The sequence below is a fragment of the Microbaculum mangrovi genome (assembly GCF_051390635.1).
GTDB lineage: Bacteria > Pseudomonadota > Alphaproteobacteria > Rhizobiales > Tepidamorphaceae > Microbaculum.
In genome coordinates, this window is sequence record NZ_JBPODT010000001.1 from 874,603 (window position 1) to 900,205 (window position 25,603).

Here is a 25,603-nt window from a genome sequence, read left to right on the forward strand (position 1 = left end):
GCGGAGCGGACATAGGGCCGAGGAAACGGAGTGGCCGCTGCAATGGACGGACTGAGCCTCGATGCGTTGAAGCAAATGGTGCAGGACCGCCTCGCCTCGGTTTCCGACGGACAGGCCCTGTCGGATCTGGATGCGGCCCTGGTCAGGTTCGCGCTGGCCAGTTCGCCGTTTGCCTTGCACCCCCAGCTTTCGCGCAGCACCGCGCGGACCGCTCTGCAAGCCGGCGCGACTCCCGCACAATTGCACACTGCCGTCGTGCTCGTCTCCGGTGTCGGCGTCCACGCGCTGATGGAAGGCTCGCGCCTTGTCGACGCGGTTTGCCACGGACCGGAGGCCGACGCGCCCCTGTCCCGGGCACAACAGGAGATCTGGGACAGGCATGTCGGTGATCGCCGCATCTGGAAACAGCTCGACGCGCAGGTTCCCGGGTTCCTGAAATCCCTGCTCCGGCAGTCGCCGCGCGCCTTCGAAAGCTTCTTCCCGTCCATGGCCGTGGCATGGCAGGAAGAGGCGCTCACTCCGGTGCAGATCGAGATGATCTGCATCGCGCTCGATGCGATGCCGGCGCAGCGATACGGCCCCGGCTTACGCCTACATCTGGACGCTGCGGTGGGCCTTGGCGCCGGTCGCCGCCAGTTGCTGCAGGTTCTGGACATTGCCGCCGCCGCCCTCCCCCATCCCGGAATCCCGTGACGGTACGGATCGCCGCCTGACCACTGCAAAGCCGTAAGCGCGCCAGACCAAGACCGCGTCGATCATCTGCGTCGGGTAAAACCGCGTCGGCATGACGCCGTTGTATCATGGCACGCGGCCTAAGCCCGTTCCGCGAACAGGGACCGAAGATGGAGCAACGCAGCCGGAAGCGCTTGGTCTTGGCGCCCCGGTGTCGGCGCTAATGTCCGGCCGCCAGTTCCTTCAAGAGTTCACTTCCGGCCGGAATGTCCCCGTCCGCCGGACTGACACGTGCCGTATCTTTTTATCTCGGCGACAGGGATGCTCCATCAAAACATCGGGCAAAACAGTTCCAGCCTCACACCCGGCGAACCGCGTGGAAGCCCGCCGTCTGCGCATAGCCGCGCACCAGTGCCTGCCGATCGGCCTCCGACAACACGTCATCGATATTCTCGAAGCCGGCAGGTGCGCGTTTCTCGACCTCATCGATGACGCGCTCCGGCCCACCACCCCGGTTCAGCGCCACGACTTCGGCCGTCGCCGGCAGGCGCTGCTGCTCGTACTGCCAGAGTGCGGCACGGGGATGTTCCGCGGACTTAAGACAATCGGCGAGGCACCGAGCGTCGAGAATCGCCTGGCTCGCTCCGTTCGAACCGACCGGATACATCGGATGTGCAGCATCCCCCAGCAGCGTGACGTATCCGAAACTCCAGCGAGGCAACGGGTCGCGGTCGGCCATCGGATATTCGAAAATCTGGGGCGTGGCTCGAACCAGGCTCTCGATGTCGAAGTTGGGAACGGTGAAACGCCGTGCATACGGCAACACCCGGGCATGCGCTGCCGGACGCGACCAACTATCGGGCGGCGGCGGCGAGGTTTGGGGGTCCTTCAGTCGAATGTTCACCACCCAGTTCATCAACTGACGGCCATCGTGCGACGGTGCAATCGGATAGAGCACGAACTTGCCGCTAAAGCCCCCGGCAATGGCCATGGTGCGGCCATCCTGCCAAACCGGCCATTCCGTCGCGCCGCGCCACATCACCACGCCATTCCAGGACGGAAGCCCTTCGCTGGGGTAGAAGCTTCGTCGCCCGACCGAGTGGATCCCGTCGGCGCAGATGAGAACGCTCGCACGCGCCGTCTCTCCCTCGCCCCCGCCCGCGCTGTCCGTGAAATGCGCGGTGACGCCAGCCTCATCCTGGATAAAACCGCTGAGCCGCCGGCCTGTGTGAACGGAATCCGGTCCAAGTCGCTCCAGAACAGCCTTGTAGAGCAACGCCTGCAAGCGGCCACGATGGATCGAAAATTGTGGGACGTCGTGGCCGGCATCGGTTCCGCGAACCTCGCGCCAGACCTCCTGCCCGGCGCGCGTCAGATAGCGCAATTCACGGGTTCGCACGCCGACTTCGTCGAGCGCCGCGAGAAGCCCCAAGCCGTCCAATTCACGGATCGCGTGCGGCAGTATATTGATGCCGACGCCGATCTCGCGCACGGTTTCCGCAGCTTCGTAAAGGCATGCTTTGATGCCGCGCTGATGCAGCATCAAGGCGGTGGTGAGACCACCGATGCCAGCGCCCGCGATGAGAACTGTCATACTCACGCCTCCTCGGACGGCGGCAGGAAATCGACCTCGTGTTCGGCCGACACAGCCATCACATCCGCCGGATTGGCGTTCGGGCCGAGATTGTGTAGCGCCCAAAACAGATCGTAGAGACGCCGTTCGGGCGACACCCAGAACAGGCACTTGTTGGTGACTGTTTCGCTCTTGTTGTAGATCCCGTGCGCCTGTCCCATCGGCAGCCGTACGACATCGCCCGGCAAGGCAGCCACATCCTCGCCATCGAGCCAGAGATCGAAACGCCCTTCCAGGACATAGAGGAATTCGTCCTGCGTCGGATGAATATGCGGCGGTACGAAGGTGCCCGGCGGCAGGGTCGCGTGCCACGAAAACGACGTGCCGGAGCGATGTTTCGGCACGTAGATCTGCCCAAGCACGCTCCAGATCACATCGTCGATCCCCGTCCCCGAGGACGTAATACCCGCTGCCATCGTCATCATCTCTGTCTCCTCACCACTGCCGCAGATACGCGGCGCTTGCACCGCGCCTTCAAACCTGCAGATACCGCTCTCGAATTTCAGGCTTTGCCAGAAGCTCGACCGTTCGACCGGTCCATTTCACCTCCCCCTTCTCGATCACCACATGGCGATCGGCGAGCCGGGCGAGCGCGTCGACATTCTTGTCGATCACCAGGATCGCCTCGCCCTCGGCTTTGAGCCTGGCAAGACAAGCCCAGATCTCCTCACGGATCAGGGGCGCAAGTCCCTCGGTTGCTTCGTCGAGCACAACAAGACGCGGATTGGTCATCAGCGCCCGGCCGATCGCGAGCATCTGCTGCTCTCCGCCCGACAACTGGTTGCCCATGTTGCTGCGCCGTTCTTGCAGACGCGGGAACAGTCCATAGACGCGATCGAGCGACCAACGCCCTGTACGCCCCCCACGCGAGGTCGCTACGAGGTTTTCCTCGACCGTAAGATTGGGAAATATCTGGCGCCCTTCGGGCACCAGCCCGAGCCCGGCCGCGGCGATATGATGCGGAGCGGCGCCCGTCATATCGCGCCCCGCAACAATGACGCGTCCGCCGCGTGGCGGCAGAAGGCCGAAGATCGACTTGATGGTCGTGGTCTTACCCATGCCGTTACGGCCCAGAAGCGTAACCACCTCTCCAGTCTGCACTTCGAAGGAGATATCGAAGAGCACCCGACTGGTTCCGTACGCGTTTTGTAGCTTCTCGAGGATCAGCATCCGACGGCCCCTCCCGTTTCCTCCGCGCCGAGATAAGCGGAGCGGACCTGGGGATCGGCCCGGATCTCATCTGGCCTGCCGGTCGCAATCAGTGCGCCGTAAACGAGGACCGAAACACGGTCGGCCAGCGAGAACACCGCCTGCATGTCATGCTCGATCAAAAGGATCGTTTGCTGCCCCTTGAGCCTCCGCATCAAGCTCAGCAGGATATCCGCCTCCTCGCGCCCCGACCCGGCAAACGGCTCGTCGAGCAAGAGCAGGCGAGGCTGCGAAGCCAACGCAATGGCGAATTCAAGCTGGCGATGCTCGCCATGCGAAAGGTGGCTGGCCCGCTCCTGCGCGCGGTGATCGAGGCCGACCCGGACCAGACATTCCAACGCGACGGCGTTCAGTTCCCTCTCGCAGGCCGCATCGGCGAAGAAACGCAGACTCGATCCGGACCGCGCTTGCACGGCAAGCGCCACATTCTCCAGCACCGAAAAGCCCTCGAGCACGCGCGTAATCTGGAAGGAGCGGGAAATGCCGAGCCGTGCGCGTCCGGCCATGTCGAGCCGGGTGATATCGCGCCCGTCGAATATCACCTTGCCGGCATCGGGCATCAGCTGGCCGGAAAGTTGGGATACGACGGTCGTCTTTCCGGCCCCATTCGGTCCGATGATGGCGTGGACCTCGCCCATTTCGATATCGAGGTCGATCCCATCGGTGACTTGCAGGGCACCGAAGGATTTGCGCAGCCCCTGAATGGAAAGAAGCGCGCTCATGGCCGCCCCTCCCTCTCGCCGCGCCCCACAAGACGTTGGGCGAGCCCGGCAAGACCGGAAGGCGAGAACAGCACGACGGCCAGCAGCACGACGCCGAGGCCGAGCAGCCAATGGCTGGAGAACGTCGACAGCCCCTCTTCAAGAAGCAACACGACGATGGCGCCGGCGACACCCCCGAGCAAGGTCCCCATGCCGCCGAGAACCACCATCACGAGCAATTCGCCGGAGCGATGCCAGGACATATAGGCCGGCGACACGAATTCCGTCTGGTTGGCCAGCAGAACGCCCGCGATCGCCGCAATGCAGCTTGCGATCACGAAGCCGAGAAGCTGGTAGCCGAACGGCCGAAAACCGATCGCTTGCATCCGCAGCCGGTCTTCTCGCGTACCGGTCAGCACACGACCGAAACGCGAAGAAACAAGGCGCAAACTGAACAGATAGACGAGCCCGAGCAACGCCAACGCGACGTAGTAGAAGGCAACGTCGTTTTCCAACAGTGAGCTGCCGAAGATCGTCGAACGGCCGGACAACGCCACGCCGTCGTCGCCGCCATAGGCCGACAAAGACACGAAGAAGAAATAGGCCATCTGGCCGAAGGCCAGCGTTATCATGATGAAGTAGACCGCCCGCGTGCGCAGAGCGATGGCGCCGGTAACGGCAGCGAAGCTTCCTGCGAGAACGATGGCGCCCAGCATCTGAAGGCCGAGATCGGTGATGCCGTGGCGCGACAGGACCGCGACCGCGTAGGCCCCGAACCCGATATTCGCTGCATGTCCAAGGGTGACGAGCCCGCCGTAGCCCATGACGAGATCGAGCGAAATCGCGGCAATGGCGAAGATGAGAATGCGCGAAAAGGTCAGGGTGAGGTACGGGTCGCCGGCCAGCGTTACGACAGCCGGCGTGACCGCCAGCAGCGCGAAGATTATCCATGCCGCGCCCGTGCGCGATGCGAGACGCCCCCTCGACACCGACAGGGGAGTGGCGACGCTCATGCACTCCTCCCGAAAAGACCGGTCGGGCGCACGGTGAGCACAAGCGCCATCAGAAGATAGACGAGCATGGGGGCCAGCATCCGACCGGTTGTCGAGGCCGCCGACGGGGTCAGCACCCATTGCAGGAGAACCGGACCGAAAGACCGGCCGAGCGTATCGACGACGCCAACCAGCAACGCGGCGAGAAACGCCCCGCGAATCGAGCCGATCCCCCCGATCACGATGACCACGAAGGCCAAGATGAGCATGCTTTCGCCCATACCCGGGTGAACTGACAGGACCGGTGCCACGATTGCTCCGGCGAAGCCGGCAAGCATCGCACCGAGCGCAAAGACCACCGTGAACAGCCGCTTGATGTTGAATCCGAGCGCCGACACCATCGCGCTGTTGGAAGCGCCAGCACGCAGCAACATCCCGGCTCGCGTCCGGTTGATCAGGGTGGCAAGTCCGATCGCGATGGCGAAGCCGACAAGGATGATCGCGATGCGATAGACCGGATATTGGATCATTCCGAAGAGCGGAACCGAGCCGGACAAGGCGTCCGGCATCGGCACCGATAGGGGCGAAGCGCCCCAAATCAGCCGCACGCTTTCATTGACGATCATGACCAGCCCGAAGGTTGCGAGCACCTGGTCAAGATGCGAGCGATGATAAAGGCGGCTGAAGAGCGTCACCTCCAGGACAAGACCGAACAGCAGCGCCGCCGGCATCGCCAGCATCAGGCCAATCCAGAAATTTCCGGTGACAGCTACCAGGGTCGCCGCCAAATAGGCGCCGACCATGTAGAGGGCTCCATGGGCGATATTGATGAAATCCATGATGCCGAAGATCAGCGTCAGGCCGGCCGCCACCAGGAAGAGGAGCACGCCCAATTGGATGCCATTCAGCAACTGCAGGAAAAACAGGCTGGTCATGAGGTCGCCTTGCTCTGCGGAGGTGATCCGAGCCCGCGTTACTGCATGGAGCACTCGCTCACGTAGCGATCTTGATAGTCATCGAAGATCCGCTCGACGATGGATGTATGGAAGCGTCCGTCCTCGCGCTGAACCACGCCGGTCAGGTAGAAATCCTGAATCGGGTAGTGGTTCTCGCCGAAGCTGAAACTCCCACGCAGGCTTTCGAAGTCCGCCTTGCGCAAAGCCTCGCGCAAGCCGTCCCGATCGGACAAGTCGCCCCCGACAGAGCGGATCGCGGAATCGATCAGCAACGCCGCGTCGTAGGCCTGCATCGCGTAGGTTCCGGGGATCGCGCCGAAACGCTCCTCATAGGCCCGCACAAATTGCCGAGACGCGTCATTGTCCATATCCGGCGCCCAATTCGCCCCGGCCAGCATGCCCTTCGCCGAACTCTTCTGCGCGTCCAGCGTGCTTTCGTCCACGGTGAAGGCCGAAAGGAACGGAATCTCCTTGAGGCCGGCCTGCTCGTACTGGCGAACGAGATTGACCCCCATGCCGCCCGGCATGAAGGCGAAGACCGCCTCCGGTCGCAAGGCCGCGACCTGGGCCAATTCGGCCGAGAAGTCGAAATGCCCCATCGGCGTGAACAGCTCGTTCATCACCGTGCCACGGTAGCTGTTCTTGAACCCTGCCAGCGCATCACGACCAGCCTGGTAATTTGGCGCCATCAGGATGACGGACTTATAGCCCTCTCGCTCGGCATAGGCGCCCATGACCTCATGCACCTGATCGTTCTGGTAGGAGGTTACGAAGAAGTCGGGATGGCATTCGCTGCCGGCATAGTTGGAGGTTCCTGCATTCGGGCTGACGAGAAACGCCCCGCCCTCCGTCACCGGCCGAAAGATCGCCTGAAGAATGTTGGAGAAGATGGGGCCGACGACGAAGTCAACGCCCTCGCGCTCCACCAGTTCGCGCGCCCGACCGGCCGCGATATCGGGCTTCTGCTCGTCATCGACCACGGTGAGCGCGACATCCAGGCCGCCAAGCCCCCCCAATTCGTCGACGGCGAGTTGAAACCCGTTGCGCCCCTGCTCCCCGAGCGCCGCGGCCGGCCCCGAGAGGGTAAATATAAGGCCAACTTTCACCTCCTCCGCGGAGGCCAACGCCGGTACGGAAAAGGCGGTCCCGGCCACAAGCAGTGCCGGTGCGATACGTTTTGCGAAAGTCATGCTTTCCTCCTCTTGATGTCGTTTTGTCTTCGCCCCTTAGCAGCGCTCAGCTGGCCCTCCGGACTCAGCGCTGATGGTGGGCATGCGGCGGCCCATCCGGAGTCCGAAAACCCCGTTCAGGCGTGGTCCTGCGTCTTATCGGCGAATGCCATCGGGCACGCCCCGTAGTTGCCGGGCCGTTCGTATCGACGGAAACGGAACTGGCGTCTCTTCTCTTACGCCCCCGCTCGCCGGGGGCTCCCGGTCGTGTCGCGAGATTTCGTCCCTCTCACCTTCCGCGACCAAGAACGTGCCCGATCGCGCCGGGCCTGGCGTCAGTGGCGAAAGGGGAAAGTCTTCGGGCGCGCTGCGCGCATTACGCCGGCGGCAGGAAGTCGACCTCATGCAACGCTGAGATGCGCGCAAGCTCCTCTGGATCGGTCAGACCGTCCAATTCGCCGAACAGGGCATAGAGCTTTCGCGACGGTGCGACACCGAACACGACGTTCGCGACCGCGCCGGACCGGTTGTAGATGGCATGAACGATCCCCATCGGCATGCGGACCGTGTCGCCTGGTCCGGCCTTGTGGACGTCATCCCCACACTCGACCTCGAGCTGGCCGTCCATGACGCAGATCCACTCATCCTGGGTGGGGTGAATATGCGGCGGCACAAAGGTACCGCTGGGAATATGCGCGTGCCAGATCATGGCATTCTCGGTGTGCAGCTTTGGTGTGTAGGTCTGCCCTACGACCGTCCAAGAGACCCCGTCGATACCCTCGTCAGCGCGCGTGATTCCAACCGTTTCCGACATCCTCTTGCTCCCATTGGGCTTCTGTTATTCTGAGCTTTGTTTTCTTTGCCCTAGGGTAACGTCGCGCTTCGTGGGCGACTGTCCAGAATGCGCAAAATTCAGCGCGACCGGTCGAGAACGGCGCAACGTCGCGCTTGGGGCCTGACCGAAGGCCCGGCGGTAATCGATGGAAAAACGCCCAAGATGCGAAAAGCCCACGTCAAACGCGATGTCGCCGACGAGCGTTCCTTCTGGCGCCGTCTGCAAATGATAATGCGCAAGCCGCAACCGCTCGTCGCGCAGATACTGGGTAGGAGTGCAGCCAAGATGATTGCGAAAAGCGAGCTGCAGCGCGCGAATGCTGCATCCTGCCGCCTTGCTGATCCGCGACAGAGTGAGAGGTTCCACCAGGTTCGCGTGTATGAAGGCCCGCGCCCGACGAACATGTCGGGAGGGTGCCTCTTGCATGGCGCCCTCCTCGAAGAAATGCTGGATGACGCTGGGCTGGCATATCAGGAACCGGGCGATCAGCTGTTCTTCGAGAACCGCCTGGTGGCGGTTCCCCTCGCCCCACCGGTCAGCGCCCCGCTCCGCCGCCATCATGCAGGAGCGCAGCGCGCGCGCCCAGCCCGCGACCTCCGGACGGGTTCCGTCGATGGCGGGTGAAAAGACGATCGGCCGTTCGAGACGGTGGCCGATCAGATCCTCGGCAACCATCTGCAACGCCTTTCGGCCGACCTGAACGATCAGTTTCTCGCACCCCGCCTGCCATTCAAGCCGACTACGCAGCGAGGGATTCAGGATAACCGCCTGGCTTTCGTGAGAAAGTACCTCGTGTCCGCCATTGACCACCAGCGCCTTGCCGCGCAACGGAAACTGGATGAGGTAGAAATCGTCGAGATCGCCCGGATCGATCCGCACCTCCGCGCCATAGCGCAGATAGTTCAAGGACAGGGCGCGGCCACTCGCCTTGTTGTGCACGGTATCGAAGCCCCGCATCGCTCCGATGCCTTCCAGCCTGTGCGGGCAGAAACTGCGGGAGACATTGGCCCGTGCCTCGTCAAGATCGCGCGTTCGAAACAGCCGGTGGGCGCGTAGCGGCTCCCCACGCCCGTCAGGCTCGCCCAAGTTTGTCATGCCCCCGACCACGCTCCGATACTAGTCACGGTCAAAACAAGCGGAGAAGACGCAGCGCATAAGCTGCCGGACAAAGATGTTGCCCGATAGGCGCGCGGTTCCGGTCTCGAGCCGAGATGGTGCGCAAAAATGCCCCTAGGATACAAGTGGTGCAAACAAGAGCCGGAAGCACTTGGTCTTGGCGCCCCGGTGTCGACGCTAATTTCCGGCCGCCAGTTCCTTCAAGCGATCCTTTCCGGCATGAATGTCCTCTTCCGCCGGACTGATCCCTGCCGCAAGCAGGCGTCTGGCGATCATGTGATCCGCCGCACGATTGAGTGAATCGACCGCCACAAGACGCGGCCCTGTGAAGTGCCAGACCGAAAACTCAGCGACCTCCGGCTCGCCGGATAGCACCCATCGATCCGCTCCGATGGACAGACCAGCTATCTGCAGCTTGGTATCGCCCAGGTCCGACCAGAACCAGGGCACCTCCGAATAGGGAGCGGGCCGCCCCACGATGGTGCGCGCTGCATGACGCGCCTGGTCATTCGCGTTCTGCACCGACTCCAGTCGGACTGAGCGCTGGGCGTGCGCATGGTGATACCGGGCCACGTCGCCTATCGCCAGGATGTGGGGATCCGAACTGCGCAAGGCCTCGTCCACGACGATGCCGTCGTCGGTGCGAAGGCCTGCCACCGCTCCCAGTTCGCTGTTCGGCACGACGCCCGTCCCGAGGATGACGAGATCGACATGCAAGCGCGTTCCGTCCGACAGGCGTATGTTGCGGACATGACCGCTGTCGCCCTCCATCGCCGACACGTGACAACGCGTGCGCACATCGAGACTTGAAGCGTTCGCCCGAGCCATAAGGCAAGAAGACACGGACGGCGCGACGGAACGCCCGAGCACACGGTCGCTCATCTCGAACACCGTCACGGCCCGACCCAGCGCTGAAAGCGTGTGAGCGATCTCCATGCCGATGAAGCCTCCACCGATCACGGCAACCGCGTTGGCGTCCACCAGGGCCTCGCGAATGACGCCGGCGTCCGCGAAACACCGCAGCGGCAGAACCCCTTGGAGATCCACGCCCGGAAGCGGCGGCACGCGCGGCCGCGCGCCGGTGGCAAGAACAAGATGGCCAAAGGGAATTGTCCTGCCATCGCTCAACCGGACGCGGCTTTCCGGGCGTTCGATCGCATCGACGCGCACGCCGAGTTCAAGGTCGATGGTCTTGTCGCGATAGAAGGCCGCTGGCCGCAGCATCTGGGCGGCAGGCTCCGCGGCCTTCAAAAACGTCTTCGACAGCGGGGGCTTGTGGTAGGGCAGCTCATTCTCGTCGCTTACGAGCACGACCCGCCCGTCATAGCCCTCCTGTCGAAGGCTCGCCGCGAGCTGCGAGGCTCCGTGCCCGCCTCCCACGATGACAACGCCGGCACTCATTTGCGTCTAGGCTTGCGACTGCGCTTCCAGGATAACGACCGAGCAAGCGGCCTCATCGAAGCCGATAACACCCCCGCCGTTTTCCGCAAGCGCGACGCGGGCTTCGGGGGCCTGCCTGGGGCCGGCCTCCCGCCTGAGCTGCAGCGCAAGTTCGTAAATCATCGACAGGCCTGTCGCCCCGACAGGATGCCCTTTCGAAACGAGCCCGCCCGACAGGTTGATTGGCAGGCGGCCGCCCAGCGCGGAGTGCCCTTCCTCCACGAAGGCACCGCCCTTCCCTTCCTCGGCAAATCCCAGCATCTCCGACTGGTAGATTTCGCAGAACGAAGTGGCGTCGTGCACCTCGGCGACGTCGATGTCCGATGGCTTGAGGCCTGACATCGCATAGGCCTTTTCGGCTGCGATCCTTGATAGTCCCGGCTCCGACGGACTGCGATATTTGCCGCCGGTCAAAACACTCGCCGCGATGCGGATCGCCCTTTTCTGCACGTCAGGCGGCAGCTGACGCAGATACTCCTCCGAGCACACCAGGGCCGCCGCAGCGCCATCTCCAACAGGCGAGCACATCGCCCGCGTGATCGGAAACGAGATCGGGCGATCGTTGAGCGCGTCCTCGACGGACACCTCGAATTGATATTGCGCCTTCGGATTCAGCGAGCCCTGCTGATGGTTCTTGGAGGCCGCGACCGCGATTTGCCGCTGCGTCGTCCCGTAGCGCTTCATATGCCACGCCGCCTGCATGGCATAGGTGTCCATGAAGACCGTGCCAGAGCCGGCTGAAAACGGTTTTCCGGCCTCATCACCACGTCGGGTGTAGTAGCTTTGCCACTCCTCGGTGTCGAACTGGTCGATACCGCCCTCGAAGATCTCTTTGGTCTTCTCGGGGTCATCTGGAAAAAAGGTCTTTTCGACGCCAATGGCCAAGGACAGGTCCGCCTGGCCGGAGGCGATATCCTTGAACGCGCCGTTGAGCGCCATCGATCCGGTGGCGCAGCCGCCCTCCACGTTGATCATCCCCACGCGCTCGGGGAACCGACCATCGCGCACGAGCGGTGTGAAGCACACTTGGCCGCGAATGTTGCGCTGGCCGAATGTTCCCATCCCGCAATTGCCGAACCACGCGAAATCGATGTCTCGTCCGCTTTCCATGCCCGCGTCGGCCAACACGTCCTCATAGGCTTCCCGCGTCAGGTCCTTGAATGAGTCCTGCGGCCGCTTGCCGAATGTCGTGCATGCGGTTCCGATTATGAAGACATTGCGCAATTCACACATCCCTCAGCGACGAAGCCGAGCCACGCTACCACCCTTCCCCGGCCCACTCAACAAAAAACAAACGACTGTTTGGCATATGCCGTACGAAGGCTTGACGTTTCAGCAAACAGTTGTTTGTTTAGCGGCTTCGCAGCGTCTACGCTGATCGCGTTCGGGGAGGAAACCATGAAGCTACACATAATGGCACTCACTGCTTGTCTGGCGTACACGGCGGCAACAGCGAACGCGCAGGAGTATCCGGATCTTGACCTTCGCCTCGCGCATCCGCTGCCGGAAACGTGGCCCGGTGTGGAATGGGACAAGTGGTGGGCCGAGCAGGTCACCGAGCGCAGCGGCGGCAAAATCAAGATCGAGATCTTCTGGGCGGGCCAGATCGGCGGCATAACGGAAATCAAATCTCTGGTATCGAGCGGCGCGATCGACCTCGGCGTCTTTGCGCAGGCCGTTCATGCCGAGGAGATTCCGCTGACGGCCTCGTCGGCTGGGCTGCTCAATCGCGTTTCGGCAAATCCCGCGACCGCGAACACACTGGCTGGCAAGATGTATTCCTCGGAGCCTGTCCAGGAAGAGTTGGCGGCGAATGGGCTTCAGATCCTCAAATGGACGGTTCCCTCGCCCTACACCCTCCAGTGCAACAAGGCGATAAACACCACGGCCGATCTTCGCGGGCTGAAGGTACGCGCGGTCGGCGGCGCCTATGTGCCGATCTGGATGGAGAGCTACGGCATGGTCCCCACGATGGTCCAGGCACCGGAAGTGCGCGAAGGTCTCCTGCGGGGCACGCTGGACTGCAACTTTGGCCCGATCGAGATGGCGACGTTCGCCAATCTGGAAGACTCCGCACCGTACTGGTCCGACATCAACACCGGCAGCTTCACGACCTTCCAGCTCTATGCGAACCGCAACAGTTGGGAAGCTTGGCCGGAATCGGTCCGCACCCTCATGACCGACGTCGCGCAAGAGGCGATGGAACGCGATCAGGACGCACTGGAGCAGGTTTCGCAGAAGGCCGTGGACGACTACACGGCCGCTGGCGGCAAGTTGATCGAGCTTTCCGACATGGACGCCTTTGAAGCGGCATCGCCGGACATGATCGCTGTTTGGGAAGAGCGGATGACAGCCACCGGTCACGGCGATGCGGTCGGCCAGCTCATCGGCTTCCAGCGCGAGGCGGCCCAATCGTTCGATCGGGACTGATCCGCCAGTGCGAACCCGTATGGCCGCCGCCCGACAGCCAACATCCACCGGCAACGTGCAGAATCGCAAATGTTGGAAAAGCTGACTGTCGGTCTCAGCGCACTCGCGCTTGCCCTTGTCATGATTGTCGGGGTCGCGGACATCGTCCTCGGCGAACTCTTCGGCTATCACCTGGCGTTCAAGGTCGATATGTCCGGAACGATGACGGCGGCGGCCATCTTTCTCACATGGCCACTGGTGCAGCGGAACAACGAGCACATCGCCGTCGATCTGTTCCAGGCTTGGCGTCCGCGCGGGTTTAAGAAGGTCGAGCGCATCCTCGTGGCCGTCACCGGAGCGATCTTCTTCGGCCTGCTGTTCTACGGCGCGGCAAGCCTCGCTCGTGACAGCATTGCCATCATGGAGCGCTCGGCGGCAACCCTCGGCTACCCGATCTGGCCGGCCAAGCTTGCCTGCGCCTTCGGCGCGCTGCTCGCCTTGCTCGTCACCATACGCCAGTCCTTCACTGCACTGTTCGGCAAGGCACCAACGGCCGCCGGGAAAAGCGACGCATGAGCGGCCTCGAAAGCGGTCTCCTCGCATTCGGCGTCCTGCTGATGCTTCTCTTTGCCGGCGTGCCCGTGGCCTTCGCCATGGCAGTCGTAGCGGCTGCCGGTATCTGGCTTACCATCGGCACAACCTTCCTGCTGACGACCTTCACGACCACGCCCTATGCCGTGACGGCCGACTACACCTTTGTCGTCGTGCCGATGTTCGTGCTGATGGGCGGCATTGCGGGACGTGCCGGCTTCATCAGCGATCTCTACACGGCCGCGCACATGATGCTGAATCGGCTCAAGGGCAGCCTGCTGATGGCGACGATTGTGGCACAGGCGGGCTTCGCGGCGGCCTCTGGCTCCACCGTCGTGGCGTCGAGCGTTTTCACGCGCATGGCTTTGCCGGAGATGCTGCGCTTTGGCTACAAAGGTGGGGTGGCAGGAGGTTGCATCGCAGCGGCCGGCACGCTCGCGGGCCTGATCCCGCCGTCGATCGCGATGGTGCTGTTCGCGATGCTGACGACCCAGCCTGTCGGCGAACTGCTGATCGCGGGTCTCATTCCCGGTGTCATCACCGCGCTTGCCTACATGATCGGCCTTTGGGTTTGCCTGTCCATATGGCCCGACTGGGCGCCGGCCGCGACGCTGAAGGTGACCTGGCGCGAGCGTGGGCGGGCGCTATCCCGCGTCTGGAGCATCGTTCTTCTGATGGCCGCCGTGATGGGCGGAATCTATGCTGGCTATTATCCGCCGTCGGCCGCCGGCGCGGTCGGAGCTGCCGGCGCGCTCACGATCGCGGTCGTCATGCGGCGCATCCGGCCCGGACAATTCTGGGAGGCGCTCGTCGAGGCGGCGCGCATATCCGCCGTCATCTTCGCAATCGTAATTGCCGGCCTCATTTTCAGTCGGTTCCTGGTGATCAGCGGCTTCATAGGGGAGCTGCGCACCGTCGTCATCGCCATGGACGTGAGCCCGCTGGGCTTCATGCTGGTGACGATCCTGCTGTTCCTCGTCCTCGGCATGTTCATCGATTCCGTATCGCTGCTGGTGATCGCCGTGCCGTTCCTCTATCCGATCTCGCAGGCACTCGACATAAACCCGTTCTGGTATGCGGTGCTCGTGGTGAAGCTGATCGAAATCGCAGCAATCACGCCGCCGGTGGGTCTCAACCTGTTTGCCGTTCTCGCGGCAGCGGACGGCCGCCTCAAGGCGATCGAGCTTTTCCGCGGCGTCGTCCCGTTCGTCATAATTGAAAGTCTCGTGCTGGCTCTCCTGATCACGGTTCCCGCACTGTCGACCTGGTTGCCCTCGAAGATGTGAGGAGATTTCGATGACCACGCTGTTGGACCAGCCATTCGTGAACATCAGCGACATGATCGCCCAGCATGGGCGTTTCAAGCGGTCGCGACCGGCGGTCGTCTGCGGAGGGGAAACCCGCACATGGGGCGCGTTCGACGCCAATGTCAGCCGTGTGGCAAACCGGCTTATCGCCGATGGCATCGGCAAGGCCGATCGCGTCGCTGTGCTGATGGAAAACTCCATCGAGATGCTCGAGGTCATGTTCGGGGCTGTGCGCGCCGGCGCCTGCGTGGTCCCGCTATCCGGCCTTCTCACCGCAGACCAGCTTGCCGGCCTGGTCATCGACAGCCGCGCCTCCATGGTGTTCGCATCAGCCGGCTTTGCCGAACGCGTAGACGCCGTTCGCGGGCGTCTATCCAACGTTGCCCCTTCACGCTTCGTCTCGATAGGGTTCGAAGGCGACAGCTGGACCGCGCTTACCAGTTACACCGCCGATGCATCGACGGCGTTTCCAGGCATCCGTCACGAGCCGGGCGACGACTTCAACGTGATCTATTCGTCCGGCACGACAGGCATTCCCAAGGGGATCGTGCAGACCCATTCGGCACGGCTCCATTTCGCGTTTTCCAATGCAATAGACCTTGGCATCGGCTCGACCAGCCGGACGCTTACGACCACGTCGCTCTATTCCAACGGCACCTGGATCGTGATGCTGCCGACGCTCTTTGCCGGCGGCACGTTGCACGTGATGTCCGGTTTCAGCCCCTCGGAATTCCTTCGGATCGTGGAGCGAGAACGCATCACGCACAGCTTCATGGTTCCATCGCAGTTCATCTCGATACTGGATGAGCCGAGCCTTGACGCAACCGATACATCCAGCCTGCAGACGGTCCTGTGTGCGGGGTCGCCCTTGCGCCGGGATATCAAGCGAAAGGTCTTGGCGCGTCTCACGCCGGGCCTTTACGAGTTGTACGGTTTTTCGGAGGGCTTCGCGGCAATCCTCAAGCCCCACGAGCACGCCCACAAATTCGAGACCGTCGGCACGCCGGTCATCGGCTTCGACGTGAGGATCATCGACGACAACGGCGTGGAATGCCCGCCCGGCACGCCTGGCGAGATCGTCGGCTACGGGGCGGGAATGCTATGCGAGTACAACGCCCAGCCCCAGCTCACAGCGGACCTGATTTGGCGCGACGGGCACGACCGCACCTATATCCGGTCGGGAGACGTCGGCGTGCTCGATGAGGACGGCTATCTTACCATTCTCGACCGCAAGAAGGACATGATCATATCCGGCGGCTTCAACGTCTTTCCAACCGACGTCGAGGCGATCGTGGGCGAGCATCCTGACGTCTCGGACGTTACGGTGATCGGAATTCCGCACGAGAAATGGGGTGAAACATGCCTCGCCCTGGTGGTTCCGAAGACCGGCGCAAGCGCCAACGAAGAGGCAATCCGCGAATGGGCCAACGAACGCCTGGCTCGCTACCAGCGGCTGGCCTCGGTCGAGTTCCGCGATGACTTCCCGCGCAACGCGCTGGGAAAGGTGCTGAAGCGGCAACTTCGCGCCCCCTACTGGCAAGACGCCGAAGCGGAGCAGCATCATGCGCCTTGAGGGCCAGGCGGCCTTCGTCACCGGAGGTGGATCCGGGCTCGGCGCCGCCGTATGCCGCCGGTTTGCACGAGAGGGCGCACGCGTAGCCGTAGTCGATCGGGATCCAGCCCTGGCGGCCGCCATCGCCGACGAGATTGGCGGGCTTGCGATCGAAGCGGACGTCGCCGATGCCGCGCAGATGGAGCAGGCTTTCGCCGCAGCCACGTCGCTCGGACCTCTACGCGCCTGCGTGGCTTGCGCCGGCGTCGGTCCGTCGAGGAAAATCCTCTCGCGCGAGCGCAAGCCGATGCCGCTCTCGGATTTTCAGCGCGTCATAGACATCAACCTCAACGGAACCTTCAACACCCTGCGGCTGGGCGCGGCCGCCATGGCGGACCTGGAAGCGATGGAGGATGGCGAACGCGGCGTTGTCGTGATGACGGCTTCGATCGCGGGCCATGAAGGCCAGGTCGGCCAAGCGGCCTATGCCGCATCCAAGGCCGGCGTTATGGGACTTGCGCTTCCGGCCGCCCGCGAACTCGCGCGCCATGGCATCCGCGTTGCCGCCGTGGCACCGGGCGTTTTTTCAACCCCCATGTTCGAGACGGTGGAGCCGGCAATGCGCCAATCGATCGTCAACGGGATACCGTGGCCCAAGCGCGGTGGAGATCCCGAAGAGTTCGCGGACATGGTGGCCTTCATCGTGGCCAATCGGATCGTCAACGGCACGACGTTCCGGCTGGACGGTGCCGTTCGTCTCGCTTGATCCGATCGTTATTCTGCATGGTATGGCATGGTCGCGACGAGGGATCCGTGTCCCCGGCAATCCTCCCGCCATTGCCGCAAAGCCGGCCGGCTGTCCAGAAAATCACGCTCGCGAAACCGGAACACCGCGTAATCGACGGCGACCGCCGTCGCGATCGAGGCTATGTTGAGCTGGTCATCGAGCCTCGGCGGCAATGTGGCATTCAGTTGATCGAACGCCGAACCGACCGTGCGAAACCGCTTCCGGCCCAACGGATTGGCATCGAAATCCGGCGCCGACTTTCTGGTGATGATGATGGCGGCCATGACATCGACGGCACCAAGGGCGATGCCGGCGAGAGACATCATCCGCCTGTAATCCGATGCCGGATAGAGCGTCGGATCCGGTCGGATCGTCTCCAGGTAGTGCAGGATGATGGATGTTTCCGCCAGGCCCGTCCCGTCATCAAGCAGCAGGGCTGGTACCCTCTCATGCAAGTTGGCGCCGACGAAGTTGGGCCTGTTGCCCCATGGATCGATGATGTCTTCGCGGATCCGGTCGTCCAGGCCCTTTTCGAGAATGGCGATGCGCACGATCCGGGCGTAGGGCGATGTCGTGTTGATGAAGAGTTTCACGGCGCCCGCCCTATCGGGCCATCAGCGATGGAAGCCAGGTGGCAAGCGACGGAACGAAGGCCAGCGCGACCAGCGCCAACACCTGAAGCCCGATATAGGGCATCGCGCCGCGCCAGATCTGCATCGTCGATACGGAGGCCGGAGCCGCACTGCGCAGATAAAAGAGCGCGAAACCGAAGGGAGGCGTCAAGAACGAGGTCTGCAGGTTCATCGCGATCATCACGCTGAGCCAGACCGGATCGGCCCCCATGACGATCAGGATGGGGCAGAGGATCGGGACCAGGATGAAGATGATCTCGAGGAAATCGAGAAAGAACCCGAGGACGAATATCAGCGCCATCGTGAACAGCATCGCGCCGAGCAATCCGCCCGGCAACTGCTCCAGGAAGTGCTTGATCGTTTCCTCGCCGCCAAGCCCGCGGAAAACCAGGGTGAAGAGCGTCGCGCCCACCAGGACCGTGAATATCATCGCGGTGATGCGTCCGGACGAGAATGTGACCTCCATGAGCGCGCCCGAACGCCAGGTGACGATCAGGCTCGCGACGATGGCGGCTGCCGTTATCAGCAGCAGGACAGCGGCGACGATAATCGCGCCCTTTTCGTAGGCGCTCATCTCAAGACGGCCGATACGCATATCGAACGCCGAAAGCATCAGAACGACGGCGAAAGCGGAAACCAGGCCGGCAGCGAGCAGATGGCGCAAGCCGGGTGCCTGCTTCCACGCGGCAAGCAGCAGCGCACCGACCGCACCGATACCCGAAGCCTCGGTGGGTGTGGCGACGCCGCCGAGAATGGAACCGAGAACGGCGACGATCAGAAACAGCGGCGCGACAACGGCACGCAGAAGAAGCTGGAGGTCCGATTCACGGGCCGCGCCCGAGCCTTCCGCCGCAGCTTCTCGCCTGGGAATGGGCGGTGCCTTTTCCGGATGACGGTAAGTGATCCACAACTGGTACACCAGATAGAGCCCGACCAGCCCGAGCCCCGGCAGCAGCGCCCCGGCAAACAGATCCGAAACGCCCACCGTGCGGCCCGTGGTGTTGCCGCTGGCCAGATTGGCCTGCTGATTGGCCAGCGTCATGAAGTCCCCGAGAAAGATCAATACGATCGACGGGGGGATGATCTGGCCCAGCGTTCCGGTCGCGCAGATCGCACCGCATGCGACGGGCGCGCTGTAGCCGTGCTTGAGCATGACAGGCAGCGCAAGCAGGCCCATCGTGACGACCGTGGCGCCAATAATGCCCGTCGAAGCTGCCATCAGGGCCCCCACTACGGTCGTCGCAACGAGCAGACCGCCTGGTCGCTGTCCAAACAGCCGCGCCATTACCGTCAACATGTCCTCGGCCAGACGGAACCGTTCCAGCACCAGCCCCATGAAAATGAAGAGCGGCGCCGCGACCAGCACGCTGTTTGTCAGGATGGCCCAGACACGTTGCGGGACGAAGTTTAGCTGCGCCCAGCGGAACACCTCGAGTTCGCTGCCCAACCAGGCAAAGGCGAGCGCGGATCCCGCAAGCGTGAAAGCCACGGGGAAACCGAACATCATCAGGGCGATCGTGCTGACGAAAAGGATGAGATCGAGATGCGCTGCGACGAAGTTCATTCTGATGGGTGCCGCCCGGATAGCCGCACGACGGCACGAAGAAAGAAAGCCAGGCCGGCGATGGCCAGCAGTGCGATGAAGACCAGCATCATTGTCTTGAGAAGCCACAGAAACGGCAGGCCCGAAATCTCCATCGAGCGCTCCCCGATCGCCCAGGCGCGCCCGACATAGGGCAAAGTCCGGTCCCACATGACCCACAGGAACGGCACCAGGAGCAGGAGGCACCCGAGCACGTCAATGAGGCCCTGGCGCCTGGGACGCGCGGCCGCATAGAGGATGTCGACCCTCACGTGCTCGTCACGCACCATCGTCCAACCGGCAACGCCTGCCATGACGATCACGAAGCAGTAGAGCACCGCCTCGTAAAGCCAAACCGATCCATAACCGAAGACATAGCGCAGCACGGCGTTGGCGAAGACGAGCAGAAGCAACGGTATGATTGCCAATGCCGCCAGCTTTCCGGACCAGATCGCGATACGCGATGCAATCGATATGACGAAACTCATTGCATGGTCCCATGGAACATGCGCCAACCTCCGCGATGGCCCGTGACGGGGTGGGTTGCGCCATGCAACACACCTCGTCACATGCGTCTGGGTCACATGGGTCTGGCCTGCGTCGCCGTCTGTTCAGCTTTCGCCGGTCCAGTCCCCCATCATTGGGTCAGTGGCATCAGGGGCTGCGAAGGCTAGAGCGCCGCCAACTGCCTGGCACGCGCCTGATAGAATGGGACCTCGGTCTTGACCGAATATTCCAGAGCCTTTGGGAAATAGGCCATGTAGCTGTCGTAGACTTCCTTGCCGCGCTCGTCGACGGTCGCCAGCTCCGCGACGACCTCGGCCGAGGTGGTCGCCAGAGCGTCGATGACGTCTTCCGGGAACGAACGAACATCCACGTTGTGGTCCTCGATCAATGTCCGGAAGAACTCTGCATTGTAGTAGGCCCACTCACCGGTATTGATTGCGTTGGTCGCTTCGATGGCGCGGTGCACCGCTGCCTGATGCTGTGGTGACAGGCTATCCCAAACGTCGGCGTTCAGCCCGATTTCGCCAGCCGAGTTCACTTCCTGCCATCCTGGCGCATAGTAGAACTTTGTGTACTGATGTAACCCGTTGACGCTGTCCAACCAGGGCCCCTGCAACTCCGTCGCATCGATCGTCCCCGCTTGGAGGGCGGGGAAAATTTCCTGCACCGGGATCAGCACGGCGTTGGCCCCCAGGCGCCGCATCACCTCGCCGCCAAGGCCCGGCAATCGAATCGTGAGGCCACGGAAGTCGTCGAGGTTGTTCACTTCCTTGTTGAACCAGCCCGCCATCTGCAGGCCGGTCTGACCAGCCGTGAAGGGCAGGATATTGAATAGGTCGCGGAAGTGCTTCTGCTGCAGCGCCTGCCCCCCGCCATGATACATCCAGCCAAGGTGCTCGACCGCGGTAAGGCCGAATGGCACCTGAGCGAAGAACACGGAAGGCTGCCACTGGCCCGTCAGGTAAACGGGCGTCGAGTGATAGCAGTCCGCAGCGCCTGACCCGACCGCATCGAACACTTCGAAGGCCGCAACAAGCTCGCCCGCCGCGGCAACGTTCACCGTCAGCTGCCCGTCGGTCAGTTCGTTGACGATGTCTCGGAAATTGTAGGCGATCGACGCAAGCCCCGGAAAATCGTGCGGCCAGCTCATGACCATCTGCAGGGTACGCTTGCCCTGTGCGATCGCGGGCGCGGTCAGCGCAACAGGCGCTGCCGCCGCGGCGGCCGTGAGAAATTTCCTACGGTTCCAGATCATGTTGCCTCCTCCCGGTTTCTTGCCGCCCGCCCCCTGCCCTCCCGCAACAACAAGATCGAAGAAGCCGTTGGCTGCTGGACATTGACAAGAGCCAATGAGATAGTCAAGCAAACGATTGCTTGGTAATTCGCAATCGTCGACTCGTGCGTCAGGGTGCCTGCCCTGCGACGTCTGGAGGACCATCAATGGCATTGACGGCATCGACAGAGCCGATCGACTTCAACCCGGCTTCGAGCGACTTTGTCCGCGACCCGTATTCGACCTTGCTAGCCTTGCAGCGCGATGACCCTGCGCACTGGAGCCCGCGCCTGAAGGCGTGGATCCTCACGCGCTATGAGGATGTCCGCAACTGCCTCTCGTCGTCGGACATGTCGGTGGATCGGATTCGTCCCTTCTATGAATCCTTGCCGGACAACGAGCGCTCCGTGCTGGCGGAGCTGATGCGGTATCTGACCCTGTGGCTGGTCTTTCGTGATCCGCCGGAGCACACACGGCTGCGCCAGCTCATGTCGCGCGCGTTCACCGTTCGCGCTGTTCAGGCACTGAAGCCTGGCATTACGGAGTTGTGTGAGGAACTGAGCGATGCCCTGCCGCGCGGAGAGGAGTTCGATTTCGTCGACCGGTTCGCCATGCAGCTTCCAGGTCTCGTGATCATGAACCTGCTCGGCGTGCCCCGCGAGAACATGCAAAGGCTCAAGTCCTGCTCCGATCGAATGCAGCTCTTCATCGGATCCGCGCGCAACGCGCCGGACAAGTATGAGCGCGCCGCGGAAGGCGCGCATGAGATGGCCGAATTCTTCCGCGCGCTGATCGCCGAGCGCCGCAGGGAGCCGCGCGATGACCTGATCTCGGCATTCATCGCCGCGCGCGAAGCGGACGAAGAGATGACCGAGGACGAACTCGTCGCGGCATGCATGCTGGTGATGTTCGGGGGACACGAAACCACGACCAACCTGCTGGCCGGCGGACTGTCCAAGTTCATCGCGAATCCCGCGGCCTGGAGGACCTTGGCCGAGGATCCGTCCCTATCGCGGCAGGCGGTCGAAGAGTGCCTCCGGCTCGACGGGCCTTCAGGGTCCATGGCGCGTGTCGTCGCGCGCGAGCACATCCTGCACGGCAAATCGTTGCGGCCGGACGACCGCGTCTTCGCGATGATCAACGCGGCCAACCAGGATCCGGACGTCTTCGACGAGCCGCAGCGCTTCGACATACAGCGCAAGCCGAACCGTCACCTCACCTTCGGGTTCGGTCCGCATTTTTGCATGGGGGCCGCCCTCGCGCGGCTGGAGGCGGAAATCGCCTTCGCCCATCTGGCGCAGAAATTTCCGGATATCGGGATTACGCCACAGGGCGTGGAGTGGCACGCGACGATCATCATGCGCGGGCCGCGCGTCCTGCCGATCATCATCCGATGAGCGACGAGTGGACGAAAGGGCGACACATGCGGCGTGAGGCTCCGGATATCGTCATCGCAGGCGGACAGCGCACCCCGTTCGGCGCGTTCAGCGGCGCCCTGAGCGGCATCGAAATGACCGATCTTGCCGCCCACGCCGCGAAGGGCTGCATGGTGGACGCCGGTGTGGACGCGGCGGCCGTGGATCACATCGTCTTCGCCACGACCGTGCCTTCCGGGCGCGACAGCCTGTTTGCGGCGCGTGTGGTGGGGCAGAAGTCCGGTCTTCCCGAATCGGCCGGAGCGCTGGGGGTGGTACGTGCCTGCGCATCGGGCCTTCAGGCTCTGATCTCCGCCGAGCAGCAGATACGTTCCGGCCATTCGGCGATCACGCTGGCCGGAGGCGCGGAAAGCTATTCGCGCGTGCCTTACGCGTCATCGGTTGTGCGCCAAGGCGCCAAACGCGGGCCCATCGAGCTGGAGGATATGCTCGACTGGGCATATCGCTGTCCGTTCAGCCAGGAATACATGGGGGAGACCGCCGAGAACCTGGCCGACGACTATGGTTACGACCGCGCGGCCATGGATGAATGGGGCGCGATGAGCCAGCAACGTGCGATCGCGGCCCGCGACAACGGCTTTCTGGCCCGCCAGATTTTGCCGGTCGAGGTCCGCGAGCGCAGCCAGACGCGCGTCGTCGCGCATGACGAGTGCCTGCGCGCCGACGCGACGCCGCAAAAGCTCGCCAGCCTGCGCCCCGCCTTTCGCGAAGGCGGCCGTGTCACCGCCGGCAACGCATCCACGGTCAACGATGCCGCTGGTTTCGTTCTCGTGGGAGAGCGCGCCACCATCGAGGAAGCGGGCGCGAAGCCCCGCGGCCGCATCGTGGACTGGACGGTCGTCGGCGTGCCGGCGCGCATCATGGGGCACGGACCGGTGCCGGCAATCGCCAATCTCCTCGAGAAGACGGGGCGTGACGTCGGCGACATCGACTATTTCGAGATCAACGAGGCCTTCGCTGCGGTGAACATACACGCGGAACGCCAACTCGGAATTCCTCGAGACCGCCACAACCTCTATGGCGGCGGCATCAGCATCGGCCACCCGCCCGCCGTCACCGGCATCCGCATGTGCATGACCGCACTCCAGCACCTGGAGAATACGGGCGGCAAAATCGCCATCCTGTCCATGTGTCTCGGCGCCGGCCAAGGCCTGGCGATGATGGTCGAACGCGCCTGATGAAAACGCTTTACGAAGCGTTGCGCATCGCCGCCGGGAGCCGGGGCGATCGGCCGTTCCTCTGCGTGCCACCGCGTCGAGGACGCGCCTATCTGCCCCACGGCGCGGAACTGAGCTTCTCGCAGATGAAGGGCTTGGTCGACCAACTCATCGCGATCTGGTCCCGGGCGGGTTGGGGACGTGGCCACCGCGTGGCTCTTGCCTTCGACAACCATCCGCTACACGTCGCTCAGTTCCTCGCACTCAACGCCCTGGGCATCGCGCAAGTGCCGGTGAACCCGTTTTACCTCACGCATGAGATGAGTTACCTGCTTAGCCATTCTCGCAGCGACATGGTTGCCGGCCTGTCTTCAAACCGGGACCGCGTTGCCGAGGCCGGCGCGCTCGCCTTTGCCGCTCTCGACGATGCCGGAGATATCGAGGCCTTCACCGTACCGCCCGCGCCGCCGCCAGCTCTGGAGGGTAAAGCCGATTGCGACACCGACATCGCAATCATCTACACCTCCGGTACGACGTCCAGGCCGAAGGGCGTCATCATCGACAATGCGTACGCGTTTGCGGCAGGCAACTGCTACGCCGATCACGGTGGGCGGCTGACCGTCCGGGCCGGCGAGGAACGCATTTTCGTACCCCTGCCTTTCTTCCATGTCAACGCCGGCATCAATACGATCGCCATGGCGCTTATCAAGGGCGTGTGCCTTATCGTTCCGGATCGGTTTCATGCCGAAAGCTGGTGGGACGACCTCGCGGCCACGCGGGCGACGGCTTTCCACTATCTCGGCATCATCCCGCCAATCCTGATGAAGGCCGCGCCCTCGCCGCGCGACACGTCCCATGGCCTTCGGTTCGGGCTCGGCGCCGGCCTTGATCCGACATTGCACCGGGCATTCGAGCAGCGGTTCGGGGTTCCCATGGTGGAGGTCTGGGGCATGTCTGAAACCGGGCGCTTCCTGGCAGACTGCCATGAACCACGCCAGATCGGCACGCGTGCATTCGGCCGTCCGATCCCGGGGCATTTGGAGGCGATGGTCGTGGATGGGCACGGCCGCGAGGTCCCGCGCGGCACGCCTGGCGAACTCATCGTCCGCGCCTGTGCCACAGCTCCCCGACGAGGCTTCTTCCGAGGCTACCTGGACGACGACGCGGCCACTGAATCGGCCTGGCGCGACGGCTGGTTCTACACCGGAGACGTCGTAACCCAGGGCGAAGACGACATGCTCTGCTTCGTCGAGCGCAACAAGAACATAATACGCCGGTCCGGCGAGAACATTTCGGCGGCGGAAGTCGAGAACGCGCTGATCGATTGCGCCGAAGTCAAACAGGTCGCCGTCATTGCCGTGGCCGACGAGATGCGGGACGAGGAGGTTTTCGCCTGCGTCGTCGCCGCGGACGGCTTTTCCGCGAACGCGGAAACCGCACGCGCCATCCTGAACGGTGTCCGCGAGAGCCTCGCCTACTATAAGGTTCCAGGATGGATAGCATTCCGCGAAGAATTGCCGGTCACTGGCACGCAGAAGGTGCAGAAACACAGGCTCTACCCTGCCGGCGAAGACCCCCGGCGCGACCGGAGCGCGATCGATCTTCGTGACGTGAAGGCCGGTTTCAGAAAGAAGGCATCGTGACCCT

Annotated in this window: 24 protein-coding genes; 9 read left to right on the forward strand and 15 right to left on the reverse strand. The window is 63.1% G+C overall.

Features of this window, described 5'->3' with window-relative positions; translation table 11 throughout:
• Positions 1-42: 42 nt before the first annotated feature.
• Positions 43-693 carry a carboxymuconolactone decarboxylase family protein gene (locus ACSF9G_RS04210; protein WP_436638708.1) on the forward strand — a complete coding sequence of 217 codons (651 nt, stop codon included), beginning with the start codon at positions 43-45 and terminating at the stop codon, positions 691-693.
• A 337-nt stretch (positions 694-1,030) separates the two neighbouring features.
• Here ACSF9G_RS04210 and ACSF9G_RS04215 read toward each other — a convergent pair whose 3' ends face one another.
• From ACSF9G_RS04215 to ACSF9G_RS04265, 11 genes are all read right to left on the reverse strand, one after another.
• Positions 1,031-2,266, reverse strand: a complete 1,236-nt coding sequence (locus ACSF9G_RS04215; RefSeq protein WP_436638710.1) for a flavin-dependent oxidoreductase — start codon at positions 2,264-2,266, stop codon at positions 1,031-1,033.
• A 2-nt stretch (positions 2,267-2,268) separates the two neighbouring features.
• Positions 2,269-2,730 carry a cupin domain-containing protein gene (locus ACSF9G_RS04220; protein WP_436638712.1) on the reverse strand — a complete coding sequence of 154 codons (462 nt, stop codon included), beginning with the start codon at positions 2,728-2,730 and terminating at the stop codon, positions 2,269-2,271.
• Positions 2,731-2,779: 49 nt separating this feature from the next.
• Complete coding sequence (locus tag ACSF9G_RS04225) at positions 2,780-3,475, reverse strand: ABC transporter ATP-binding protein (protein ID WP_436638714.1); 696 nt, start codon at positions 3,473-3,475, stop codon at positions 2,780-2,782.
• The gene (locus ACSF9G_RS04230; protein WP_436638716.1) at positions 3,469-4,236 is read right to left on the reverse strand and encodes an ABC transporter ATP-binding protein; all 768 of its coding nucleotides are present in this window, start codon (positions 4,234-4,236) and stop codon (positions 3,469-3,471) included. Before ACSF9G_RS04230 ends, ACSF9G_RS04225 begins: the two co-directional genes overlap by 7 nt.
• Positions 4,233-5,228 (reverse strand): branched-chain amino acid ABC transporter permease, encoded by a 996-nt coding sequence (locus tag ACSF9G_RS04235; protein WP_436638718.1) that lies wholly within the window; start codon positions 5,226-5,228, stop codon positions 4,233-4,235. The genes ACSF9G_RS04230 and ACSF9G_RS04235 overlap by 4 nt, the downstream gene beginning before the upstream one ends.
• Complete coding sequence (locus ACSF9G_RS04240) at positions 5,225-6,142, reverse strand: branched-chain amino acid ABC transporter permease (RefSeq protein WP_436638720.1); 918 nt, start codon at positions 6,140-6,142, stop codon at positions 5,225-5,227. Before ACSF9G_RS04240 ends, ACSF9G_RS04235 begins: the two co-directional genes overlap by 4 nt.
• A 38-nt stretch (positions 6,143-6,180) precedes the next feature.
• A complete protein-coding gene (locus ACSF9G_RS04245) occupies positions 6,181-7,353 on the reverse strand; it encodes an ABC transporter substrate-binding protein (RefSeq protein ID WP_436638722.1) in 1,173 nt (390 codons plus the stop codon).
• A gap of 355 nt (positions 7,354-7,708) precedes the next feature.
• Complete coding sequence (locus ACSF9G_RS04250; protein ID WP_436638724.1) at positions 7,709-8,146, reverse strand: cupin domain-containing protein; 438 nt, start codon at positions 8,144-8,146, stop codon at positions 7,709-7,711.
• Positions 8,147-8,170: 24 nt separating this feature from the next.
• The gene (locus tag ACSF9G_RS04255; RefSeq protein ID WP_436638728.1) at positions 8,171-9,262 is read right to left on the reverse strand and encodes an AraC family transcriptional regulator; all 1,092 of its coding nucleotides are present in this window, start codon (positions 9,260-9,262) and stop codon (positions 8,171-8,173) included.
• Positions 9,263-9,460: 198 nt separating this feature from the next.
• Positions 9,461-10,684, reverse strand: a complete 1,224-nt coding sequence (locus ACSF9G_RS04260) for an NAD(P)/FAD-dependent oxidoreductase (protein WP_436638731.1) — start codon at positions 10,682-10,684, stop codon at positions 9,461-9,463.
• A gap of 6 nt (positions 10,685-10,690) precedes the next feature.
• Positions 10,691-11,947: a thiolase family protein gene (locus ACSF9G_RS04265; RefSeq protein ID WP_436638733.1), complete on the reverse strand. Its 1,257-nt coding sequence runs from the start codon at positions 11,945-11,947 to the stop codon at positions 10,691-10,693.
• Between the two features lie 174 nt (positions 11,948-12,121).
• On the opposite strand from ACSF9G_RS04265, the gene dctP reads away from it, so the two are divergent.
• From dctP to ACSF9G_RS04290, 5 genes are all read left to right on the forward strand, one after another.
• On the forward strand, positions 12,122-13,153 hold the full coding sequence (dctP, locus tag ACSF9G_RS04270; RefSeq protein WP_436638735.1) for a TRAP transporter substrate-binding protein DctP: 1,032 nt from the start codon (positions 12,122-12,124) through the stop codon (positions 13,151-13,153).
• A gap of 69 nt (positions 13,154-13,222) precedes the next feature.
• On the forward strand, positions 13,223-13,708 hold the full coding sequence (locus ACSF9G_RS04275) for a TRAP transporter small permease (RefSeq protein ID WP_436638737.1): 486 nt from the start codon (positions 13,223-13,225) through the stop codon (positions 13,706-13,708).
• A complete protein-coding gene (locus ACSF9G_RS04280) occupies positions 13,705-15,009 on the forward strand; it encodes a TRAP transporter large permease (protein ID WP_436638739.1) in 1,305 nt (434 codons plus the stop codon). Before ACSF9G_RS04275 ends, ACSF9G_RS04280 begins: the two co-directional genes overlap by 4 nt.
• A gap of 10 nt (positions 15,010-15,019) precedes the next feature.
• Positions 15,020-16,603 (forward strand): class I adenylate-forming enzyme family protein, encoded by a 1,584-nt coding sequence (locus ACSF9G_RS04285; RefSeq protein ID WP_436638741.1) that lies wholly within the window; start codon positions 15,020-15,022, stop codon positions 16,601-16,603.
• On the forward strand, positions 16,593-17,348 hold the full coding sequence (locus ACSF9G_RS04290) for an SDR family NAD(P)-dependent oxidoreductase (protein WP_436638743.1): 756 nt from the start codon (positions 16,593-16,595) through the stop codon (positions 17,346-17,348). The genes ACSF9G_RS04285 and ACSF9G_RS04290 overlap by 11 nt, the downstream gene beginning before the upstream one ends.
• 8 nt (positions 17,349-17,356) lie before the next feature.
• Here ACSF9G_RS04290 and ACSF9G_RS04295 read toward each other — a convergent pair whose 3' ends face one another.
• The 4 genes from ACSF9G_RS04295 to ACSF9G_RS04310 all read right to left on the reverse strand — a co-directional run bounded on the left by ACSF9G_RS04295 (position 17,357) and on the right by ACSF9G_RS04310 (position 21,345).
• A complete protein-coding gene (locus ACSF9G_RS04295) occupies positions 17,357-17,962 on the reverse strand; it encodes a glutathione S-transferase family protein (protein ID WP_436638745.1) in 606 nt (201 codons plus the stop codon).
• Positions 17,963-17,972: 10 nt separating this feature from the next.
• The gene (locus tag ACSF9G_RS04300) at positions 17,973-19,565 is read right to left on the reverse strand and encodes a TRAP transporter large permease (protein ID WP_436638747.1); all 1,593 of its coding nucleotides are present in this window, start codon (positions 19,563-19,565) and stop codon (positions 17,973-17,975) included.
• A complete protein-coding gene (locus ACSF9G_RS04305) occupies positions 19,562-20,071 on the reverse strand; it encodes a TRAP transporter small permease subunit (protein ID WP_436638749.1) in 510 nt (169 codons plus the stop codon). Before ACSF9G_RS04305 ends, ACSF9G_RS04300 begins: the two co-directional genes overlap by 4 nt.
• Positions 20,072-20,253: 182 nt before the next feature.
• A complete protein-coding gene (locus ACSF9G_RS04310; RefSeq protein WP_436638751.1) occupies positions 20,254-21,345 on the reverse strand; it encodes a TRAP transporter substrate-binding protein in 1,092 nt (363 codons plus the stop codon).
• Positions 21,346-21,530: 185 nt separating this feature from the next.
• Here ACSF9G_RS04310 and ACSF9G_RS04315 point away from each other — a divergent pair, with 185 nt between their 5' ends.
• From ACSF9G_RS04315 to ACSF9G_RS04325, 3 genes are read left to right on the forward strand one after another with little or no spacing between them, the layout of a single operon-like run.
• Positions 21,531-22,760, forward strand: coding sequence for a cytochrome P450 (locus ACSF9G_RS04315; protein WP_436638753.1), 1,230 nt, complete (start codon positions 21,531-21,533; stop codon positions 22,758-22,760).
• The gene (locus tag ACSF9G_RS04320) at positions 22,757-23,977 is read left to right on the forward strand and encodes a thiolase family protein (RefSeq protein ID WP_436638755.1); all 1,221 of its coding nucleotides are present in this window, start codon (positions 22,757-22,759) and stop codon (positions 23,975-23,977) included. Before ACSF9G_RS04315 ends, ACSF9G_RS04320 begins: the two co-directional genes overlap by 4 nt.
• Positions 23,977-25,599, forward strand: a complete 1,623-nt coding sequence (locus tag ACSF9G_RS04325) for an AMP-binding protein (RefSeq protein ID WP_436638757.1) — start codon at positions 23,977-23,979, stop codon at positions 25,597-25,599. The genes ACSF9G_RS04320 and ACSF9G_RS04325 overlap by 1 nt, the downstream gene beginning before the upstream one ends.
• Positions 25,600-25,603: the final 4 nt, after the last annotated feature.